Below are 9,271 nucleotides of genomic sequence, written 5' to 3' on the forward strand. Positions count from 1 at the left end.
TCTACGGCAGATTCGATTTCATGTTCGGGCACTTGTTGTCACCGTTGGTCCTCCCGCCTTCCGCCGTCGGCGCCTGGTAGACGATGCAATGAACCTCCCTATTTTCCTCAACGACGAGGTAGTCATAGTGCTTCGAGAAATATACCCCCGTACCCTGATTTGGGTACGTCACGCGAATAGTGCCGACGACGTGCCTTTCTGCAACTAGCGCGTCACGAATGTCCTTCTCCACGCCGGTGCTGAGGTATGGACTGTTCGTCTTCTCATACTCGGCGACCAGGTTCCGCAGATCCTTCCCGTCACCGAAGGCCACCTTGGGCAGGATGTGCCCGTTGCGCGGCTCTCCACCCTTGGCCCTCATCTCCGCATAGCCGGGCGGCTTCATGCCTCCAGTCTGGGTGTAACTTGGCGCTGTGTCCGTCGGATTGTAGTCGCTGGCATCGAGCTGGAACCAGACACCCACCGCTCGACACTCATTCATTTGGGTTGTGGCATCGAAGTACTTCTCCCTCGGCGCGTAAAGCGCGTGTCCAGTGGAGGAGAAACCCACGCCCTCGTCGCATTCTTTATCCTTGCGGCGCCATTGGTTCTTCCCACCAGGCCTGCTGTCTGTTTCTTTGAAGAACCACAGGTCGGTCGCCACGTCGATGATGGCATCGGTGCCGGCGACGATACCAGCGCCGACCGTGGTGGCGGTGCCGACAACGACCGCTGTGCCATCGACGACCACGGTGGTGACCACGGCGGTTCCCACGGCGACAATGGTGTCGGTGAAGAAGTCGATTGGGTTCGGGTTCGCGTACGGGCGGTCGTTGTCGTTGGTCGGGCGGGAGTCTGCCGGCGGCTTGGGCCGGGGCACATTAGGCCCAGGAGGCCGTGGGCCGGGGCGCTTGTGGTGCGGTCCCGGCTTGTTCCGGCCACCGCCTCCGCTTCCGGGGCCGCCGCGGCCGGGAATCGGGCCGAGGATGTTGATCGGAGCCTCCGGCGGTCCCGAATTCGGGCCCGGATTGCTGCGGTAACCGTTACCACCGCAGTCAGTCGTCCACCAGTACTTGTCGCAGTTGATCTGCGGCTTGGAGGGAGGCTGCGGCGACCAGTCAAACGTGGAGACATGATTCTCCTCGTCGCCGTTGACGATCCAGTTGATTTCCTCGCACTGCAGTCGAGGAAGCCAGATCCAAGCAGGTATGCGCCCGCAGGGGTTGTGCCCCGATGGGTCGGTCAGATCAGCCGGATCCCCGTTGCCATAGGTGAACCGGTTCGCCTGGATGGACGGGCTGGTGCCCAACTGCCAGGAGTCGCGTGAGGCGAAGGTGCCGCTGCCCGGCCGGTACCAGCGGGCGGCCATGTTGACGTCGCCCGAGGCCGGGTCGGTCCACCCGCCCTGGTAGCCCAGGGAGTTGGTGACACCGGAGCTCGCCGTGGGCTTGCCGAAGGGGTCGTAAGCCGTCGAGCCGGCGACGCTCTTCCCCGAGGGGTCGATGGTGGCGACCACGTCGGTGTGCTGGTCACTGATCACCAGGCGCGGGTTGGGTGTTGAGCCTGCCGCTGCCGTGCCGAGGATCCGGCCGCCGGGGGTGCGGGTGTAGCCGACAGTGCCGTCGGTGACGACGTTGTTGGAGCCGCCGTCGTAGGTGAAGGTGGTGTTCCCTGCTTGGGCGACGCGGTCGGTCGAGTCGTAGGTGTAGGTGGACGGTCCTTCCTTGACCATCCGGTCGAAGCCGTCGAACTGAACGTCCTTGGGTTGGGAGTCCTTGGCCGTGCTGCCCGTCAACGTGCCACGAGCCGAGTAACTGTAGGTCGTTGTGCCGTCGTTCAGCAGCTCGTTGCGCTCGTCGAAGGTGGAGGTGACGCCACCCGCCGCAGTGCGGTTGCCGGCCGCGTCCCAGGTGTACGCGGTGGAAGTGGTTCCGTTGTTCCAGCTGGTGAGGCGCCCGGCCAGGTCGTAGCCGTACTGGCTGGTGGCGGCCCCGACCGTGCCGGTCGTCGTCTTCGACGCCAGCCGGTCGTTGAGGTCATAGCCGTAGCCGATCGAGGCGACCGTCGCCCCGCTCGGGTTCTTGACGGTGTCGTCGCGGAGCCGGCCGAGGTTGTCGTACCCGTAGGTGCGGGTACCACCGCCGGTGGCGTAGCGCTCGGTGGTGAGGCGACCGGCCGTGTCGTAGTCGTAGCCGACGGTCGCACCCGTGAGCGGGTCGCTGGCGCTGGTGAGTTGCCCCGCTTCGTTGTAGCCGAACGAGGTGGTACTGGCCGCGTCGGTGCGGGCGGTCATCCGGCTGTCGCCGTTGTAGGTGTAGCTTCCGGTACCGCCAGGACCCGCCGAAGTGAGCAGTTGGCCGCGGTCGTTGTAGGTGTAGGTGTCGGGGGTCGTGCCGGGGGTGCCGACGGATTTCAGCCGCCCAGCGGCGTCGTAGCCGAGGGTGCGGTTCGGTGTCGCCACCTCGGCGCCCGAGGCGGTCTCCTGGGTGAGGTTGCCCGCGCCGTCGTAGCTGCGGCGGCGGACCACCCCTCCCGGCTCGGTCAGGGCAACGGCCCGCCCGGCCGCGTCGTAGCTGGTGGTGAACAGTCCATCGGCGGCCGCGGGGTGGGCTGTGGTGGCCGGTTCGACGGTCGACTCGGGGAGCCCGAGCGAGTTGTACGTGTAGTAGACCGGGATGTTCTTCCCGTCGGTCCAGCGGGTCTTGCGCCCGCCGGCGTCGTAGCCGGTGGAGGTGGTGATCGTCTGGCCGGCGCCGACCGGTTCGACCTGCTGGACGACCAGCCCGGCAGGGTTGTAGCTGAACGTGCGTGCGTGCGCGGCGGTGTCGGCGCTGTTCGCCACCTTGTCGGTGGCGGTGAGGACATTGCCGTCCGGGTCGTACGTGGCGTACTGGGTCGCCACGGTGGCACCCGTGGTGTCCAGGTCGGACCTGCTCAGCGTCCGCCCGAGCCGGTCGTAGCCGGTGACGATCGCGGTGCCGTCCGACTTGGTCACCCGATTGCTCCGGCCGAGGCCGTCGTAGGCCTGGCGGACGGTGACCCCGGCCGGGTCGGTGGCGCTGAGCACCTGGCCGACGGCGTTGTAGCCCACCTTGCTCACGGCGCCGCCGGGCGTCGTGGAGGTCAGCTGGTTGCCCGCGTCGTCGTAGGTGAAGGTGGAGGTGTAGGCCGCCGTGGCCGGGTAGCGCTCCAACTGGGTGCTGGTGATGCGCCGCCCGAGGTCGTCGTAGGTCGACTGGCTGATCGCGCCCGTCGGACCGGTGGTGGAGAGCAGTTCGCCGTCGAGGTCGTAGGACTTGGTGACGGCCGGCGCGGTGACGCCTCCGCTGGGCGGCAGCGTCGTCTGCACCACGTTGCCGAACTGGTCGTACCGCATGGTGCTGGTCAGCTTGAGGCCGGTCGGGTCGACGACACTGGTGACGGGCCGACCGAGCACGTCGTACTCGATCGTGGAGGCCGGGGTGATCGTGTTGCCGGACTGCGGGTCGGTGTACGCGGCGCCGGCCACGCCGACGCGGTTCCCGTCCAGGTCGTAGGTGTAGGTGACGGTGCCACCCAGGGCGTCGACCTGCGAGGCCGTCTGGCCGAACGTGTCGTAGCCGGTCCGGTTGATCGGACGGACCTGCTGCGGCTTGCTACCGCGGGTGGCCGGGTCGTAGGCCTCGGCGCTGATCAGCGGACCGGTGCTGACGGTGGGCCGGCCGGCCTCGTCATACCCGACGCTGCTGGTGTAGGCAACCGGGTCGGCGCCGGCCGCGTTGCCGTTGGGGCTGATGGTGCTGGTGCGCAGGCCACGGCTGTTGTAGCCGTACGTCACCACCGAGTCGGCGGGCTGGTTGCGGGCGGTCTGCTTGACCAGGTTCCCGGTGACGTCGTAGGCGTAGTCAGTCTGGGCCGTGCTCGCATCGGCACCTCCGCTGCTCACCACGCTGGTCGGCCGGTTGGCCACGTCGTAGGTGTAGTTGGTGGTGCGGTTGAGACCGCCGGGGTCGGCACTTGTGCTTACGATCCGCCCGGCCGGATCGTAAGCGGTCACGGTGGTTGTTTTGCCACCGCCGGTCACCTGCTGGGTCAGGTGGCCTGCATTGTCGTAGGTGTTCTGCTGGAGCACCACGTTGCGCAGTGTGCCGTCGGCGTTGTGGTAGCCGTCCAGGTCCACCTCGGCGACGGTGTTGTCGTCGTTGTAGTAGGTGTGGGTGGTGCGCCCCATCGCGTCGGTGTCGGTGGCGAGGCGGCCTGCCGGATCGTAGCCGAGCGAGCCGATGACCTGCCAGCGAGGTGCGGTCGGTGTCGCGCTGCTGCCGGTGTAGTTGCTGACTGCGGTCTGCTGCAGCTGGCCCATCGGCGAGTGGCTGTAGCTGTAGGTGGTGCCGGCGGCGTCGGTCCGGGTGGCGACGTTGCCGTAGCGGTCGTAGGTGTAGGAGGTGGGGTGGCCGCCGGGGTCCTTGACCTGCTTCACCCGACTGGTGTCGCTCTCGTACGTCCAGGTCGTGGTACGCGGCTGGTCGCCACCGGTGGTGTCGGCAACGGTCTGGCTGACTTGGTTGCCATCCACGTCGTACGCGGTCGTGGTCCGCCGGGTGTGCTTGGTGCCGGTGACGGCGTCGGTGGTGTACGGGTCGGTGCGGGTGACCTGGTTGCCCTGGCCGTCCCAGGTGTAGTCGGTCCGGAGTTCCCGCGGTGCGGTGGCGGTGCCGCCAGGGCAGTCGTCGCAGCTGTACGACTCGCTGCTGGTGCGTCCCAGGTTGTCGTAGCCGTAGCTGACCGTGGGCCGCATCGGCGCGGCGACGGAGGCGACGTCGCCGTTGGTCCGATAGGTGTACGTGGTCTGCTGATCGGCGGGGACGTTTTCCGGATCCGGGTAGGCTGCCGCGTCGAGCAGGCCGGTCTGTGCCCGGACCAGCCCGAACGGGACCATGCTTCCACCGCCCGGGGCCTGGCCGATTGCAATGGTGCGCAGGATGTAGCTGACCCGCCCCTTGGGGAAGTCCGGCGTGGCCGGGAGGGTGGTGGAGGCCAGCTGGCCCTGGGCGTCGTAGGCGTAGCGGGTGGTGTAGGTGGTGTCGCCGGGTCCCGAGGACCGTCCATCGCTGGAGGTGAGGATCTTGTCGTTGGCCGGGTTGAACGGACTACCGCTGTCCAGGAAGTACGTGGCGAAGCTGGTCTGGCAGCTCCCGGCGCCGCGGCAGGTGGTTCGGGAGACCGTGTTGCCGCGCACGTCGTGCCCGGTGGTGATGGTGTGTCCGTTCGGGTCGCTGACGGCGTACAGGTACCCGGCGGTGTCGTAGGTGTAGCGGGTGCTGTTGCCGTAGCCGTCGGTGCGGGACAGCAGCTGGGAGGAGCGGGTGTCGTACTGGTAGGTCAGCTTGTATCCGCCCGGGTCCGTGACGACGGCGGTGGTGACGGGTTTGGCGGTTCCACCGTTGCCCATGGCCTTGTAGTGGGCGGCCACCGTGGCGGCGTCGAGTCGGCTGGTGTAGTAGGAGGCTTCCGCGATGTTTCCCGTGAAGTGGTCGGCGCCGCCCTCGGGCCAGCCGGAGGTGGAACCGGCGCCGAGGTAGACGTACGGCGTGCCGTTGAAGGTGATCTTGCGTCCGCTGGTGTCGGAGGCGCTGACCTGTCCATCGATGTAGATGGTCTGCCCGCTGTCGTCGGCGGCGAGCACGACGTGGTGCCACTTCCCGTCGTTGACCGTCCGGTCGGAGGTCATGACGGCGCCCGAGCCCATCCAGAACTCGCCGCGAAGGCGGCCGTCCGAACCGACGTACAGGGCGGGGTTCCAGCTCCCGGGTGTGCCGCCGATGGGGAAGTCCTGGTAGCTGTACAACGGACCGCCGCTGGTGGTCTTGAACCACAGCTCGATGCTGGCCGCCCCGCGGACGGGGGCGGCGTCGGGCGGGAGCTGGATCTGCGAGGTGGTGCCGTTGAACACGGCCGACCTCTGGTTGGGGTCGCTGGAGGGGCCGTTGCCGTTCAACAGGACATCGGTCAGGTTGCCGGCGTTGACGTCCGGGCGGGCGGATCCGAGCTGGCTCGCAGCGTACGAACCGGACGGGTCGTTGAGCCGCCAGTAGCCGACGGCGCTGTCCTGGATCACCTTGGTGCGATAGGCACTCGCCGCGTCCATGCCGCCGACCACGGCGGCAGAGGTCGCGCGGTTGTAGTGGCCGGAAACCGTGTCCTTGGTGAGCCGGTACCGGAAGATCGAGAAGTCGGCGATGGCGCCGTTGAAGTAACCGACCTGGTCCGACGGTGCGTTCGGCCAGCCACCACCGGCCCAGCCGGCACCGAGGAAGGCATACTCCGACCCGTTGTAGGTGATGGGCAGCGCCGTGGTGCTGGTAGCGGTGGGGAAGCCGTCCAGGTAGAGCGTCTGGCCGGAGCCGTCACCAGCCAGGGCCACGTGGTGCCAGGCGCCATCGGCGACCGTGGTCGCCGAGACCAGGGCGTTGTTGGCCGAGCCGGTCCACAGGGTGCCGTAGAGCTTCTTGTCCGAGCCGATGTAGAGCGCCGGGTTCCAGCGGTCGGTCGAGCCGTTCGGCTTCCCGTCGAGGGGGAAGGACTGGTAGCCGTACAGCACGCCGGGAGCGGTGGTCTTGAACCAGAGCTCGACGGTCGCCGCGCCCCAGTGCTTGGGAGAGGTGTTGGCGGGCAGCTGGACGTACGCGTTGGTGCCGTTGAAGCCGTTGGCGGCGGATGCGCCGGACGCCCAGGGCCCGGGCTGGCAGCAGGTGTCACGCATGCAGCCCCACGCCGCACGAGGGGCAGGCCTGCGGCGGCGCGCCGGACAGGACAGCGGACCACCGCTCGATCCGGGTAGTACCGCACCTCTCGGTCCTCCGGCGGCCTCGACCCCCGGCCGAAGCCGCACCCTGGTCGCCCTGACGTCGGCCCCGGACCGTCCCGGTCAGAAGCCGTGGCGGTCCGCCAGGCGGTTCCCCTGCTCGATCTGGACCTCCATCCGCACCCCTTGCAGGAGACGGCCGAGGTAGCTCAGGTCCGTCAGGAGTTGGGTGTAGTCCCGCTGTGCCTGGATGTCGCGGAACTCGACCCGGCGCTGGTCCGCCGGGGTGTCCTCCCCCATGTGTTCGAGGTTCACGGCCTGGTAGTGCAGCCGGTCCCCGGGGTGCTCCTGCACCTTGTCGCGCAGTCGCGGGCTGGCGTCGGCGTGCAGGGGAAGCTCCACCAGGTGCGCCTGGAGGTCACGGACCGCCGTCGCCAGGTCGGTTTTTCCGGCCCGTGCCTGGTCGCGGATCTCGTCGAGCAGCGTCAGCAGCGCCGGCAGCGGATTCTGGGGGAGGTCACCGGTCCAGGGCGCGTTCTCCGTGTCGGACTCGCGCGGGGCGGCGCCGAACGTCCTCTTCCACAGCTCCCAGTCCGTCTCCCACTTCCGCATCGACTCGACGAACAGCTCGACGCTTCCGCCGAACGCCGTCTTGCTGTCCAGGGACAGGTGTCCGCCACCGCCGTACTTGGTCGGGTCCACGGTGAGCCCCACGGCGGCGGCCGCGTCGAAGATGTGGCTGCGGATGATGGCCCTGATGTGGTTGGCGCCCAGCCCTTCGATGGAGAGCGGGGAGGTGCGGGTCTCCAGGCAGCCGTCGTCCAGGGTGATCTCCCACCACCAGTCGTCGTTGCCGTTGGTGTAGGTGAACCGGGTTCCGGGATGCCCCTTCACCGTCACGTCCGTCACGGCCAGCGTGAAGCCCCCCGGCGCGCCGGCGGCCTTCACCACCGCACACCACGCCTCCGCCTTCTTCTTCGCGTAGTTGATGGTGCGCTTGGCCCTGGCGTCCTCCTCCCCGGTCAGTCCGCCGATGTCCACCCGGAGCGCATAGGGGTCGTTCTTGCCGATGCCCTCCTGGCCGTTGAGCACTCCGTCGCTGAAGGTGAACTCGGTGCCGACCAGGATCTCCTTCACCGGCATGGAATTGTCCTGCTTGGCGGAGGTCGTCGCCAGCGCGGTCTCCTCCTCCATGACGTTCAGGCCGCGGAGTGCCGCGGTGAGCTTCCCCGTCTCGACCGCGGCGTTGCGCTTCACTCCCCCCAGGGTCTTGGCGATGCCCGGCGACACCTTGTCGATGGCGGCCAGCAGGTCCGCCTGCTCCACGGTCTCCTCGTCCCCGGATCCCAGCACCACGCGTGTGTAGCGGGTCGCTATGCCGTTCCAGTTCTCCAGCAGGTAGGCCCGGGCGGCCTGCTCCCACTCGGCCGCCGGGCCGCTGGGCTTGGGGGCCATGAAGCGCTGGACGGCCGGGCGGTGCGTCCGGCCGGCCCCGACGGGCTCCTGTTCCGGCGGGGCGGAGCGCGGGCCCGGGCGGGACAGGGCGCGGTGGGCGTTGGCCTCCGCCTCCCGCTCGAAGCGGTCGGACGGGTCGCTGATCGACAGCCCGTCACCGCGGTCCGTCCCGGCGACCGGTCCGCGCCGCTGCTGGATCACGTGGGTGAGCTCGTGTGCGAGGGTGTGCCGGTCCGCGCCTCCTTCGCCGATGACGATGTGGCTGCCGGAGGTGTACGCGCGGGCACCCACCTCTGCCGCGGAGTCCTTCGCCGCGGCACCGGTGTGCAGGCGCACGTCGGAGAAGTCCGCGCCCAGCCGGGCTTCCATGTCGCCGCGGGTCCGGTCGTCCAGCGGCCGGCCGGCCGCGCGGAGCACCTGGTGCACGGTGGAACGCTGGACGACGGGCGGGCCCTCGGGCCACGGCCGGTCTTCGGCGGCCCGGCGGAGCAGCCGGACGACAGCCGCGTTGCCGGCCGTGCTCTGGAGGCCCAGGAGGCCGTTCCGGACGGCTCCCGGCGCCGACGACCGCAGAGGTGAGGGGGCCGGGGTGCGACGGGTGGGTGTTTCGGTGTCCCGATTCCTCTGGTGATCGTGCAAGGGTCCTCGTCTCCGGTTCGCCGTATCGGTTCTTTGTCTGTACGTGGTGGGGTCCACCGACACCAGGGGTGGACGGGCAGAGCCGGGGGCAACGCGACGGGACGTCCCGGCCACCTCGGTTCACGTCCCAGCCACCTCGGTTCACGTCCCGGCCGCCTCGGTTCACGTCACCGCGGCCGGGCGCCGCCCGCGGCTCGTCAAGGCGGCCGTCGACCTCGGGTCCAGGGAGGGAGGGCGTCGCCGCCGGTACCCGCCGACCTGACGCGGCGTGCGACCGACGGGGGGGGGTCAGCGGGCGGGCCGGATGCCCCAGGCGGCGGCGCGGGCGGCGGCGGCCGCGCGGTTGGGGAGGTCGAGCTTGGCGAGGATGTGCTCGATGTGGGTGCCCACCGTACGGGGTGTGATGTACAGGCG

The 9,271-nt window shown here is 69.1% G+C and carries 3 protein-coding genes; all 3 read right to left on the bottom strand.

Annotation, left to right across the window (positions count from 1 at the left end):
• Position 1 precedes the first annotated feature (1 nt).
• The gene (locus ACFU6K_RS01710; RefSeq protein WP_380660279.1) at positions 2 to 6,721 is read right to left on the bottom strand and encodes a LamG-like jellyroll fold domain-containing protein; all 6,720 of its coding nucleotides are present in this window, start codon (positions 6,719 to 6,721) and stop codon (positions 2 to 4) included.
• 165 nt (positions 6,722 to 6,886) lie between these two features.
• The gene (locus tag ACFU6K_RS01715; RefSeq protein WP_380660280.1) at positions 6,887 to 8,644 is read right to left on the bottom strand and encodes a DUF4157 domain-containing protein; all 1,758 of its coding nucleotides are present in this window, start codon (positions 8,642 to 8,644) and stop codon (positions 6,887 to 6,889) included.
• 501 nt (positions 8,645 to 9,145) lie between these two features.
• Complete coding sequence (locus tag ACFU6K_RS01720; protein WP_380660282.1) at positions 9,146 to 9,268, bottom strand: LuxR C-terminal-related transcriptional regulator; 123 nt, start codon at positions 9,266 to 9,268, stop codon at positions 9,146 to 9,148.
• Positions 9,269 to 9,271: the final 3 nt, after the last annotated feature.

The organism is Kitasatospora sp. NPDC057512, from assembly GCF_042802135.1.
In the GTDB taxonomy this organism is placed as follows: Bacteria; Actinomycetota; Actinomycetes; order Streptomycetales; family Streptomycetaceae; genus Kitasatospora.

Bases quoted from the DNA above. Each gene is read 5' to 3' on its own strand.
- ACFU6K_RS01710 (WP_380660279.1), bottom strand. From the start codon at position 6,721: ATGCGTGACACCTGCTGCCAGCCCGGGCCCTGGGCGTCCGGCGCATCC.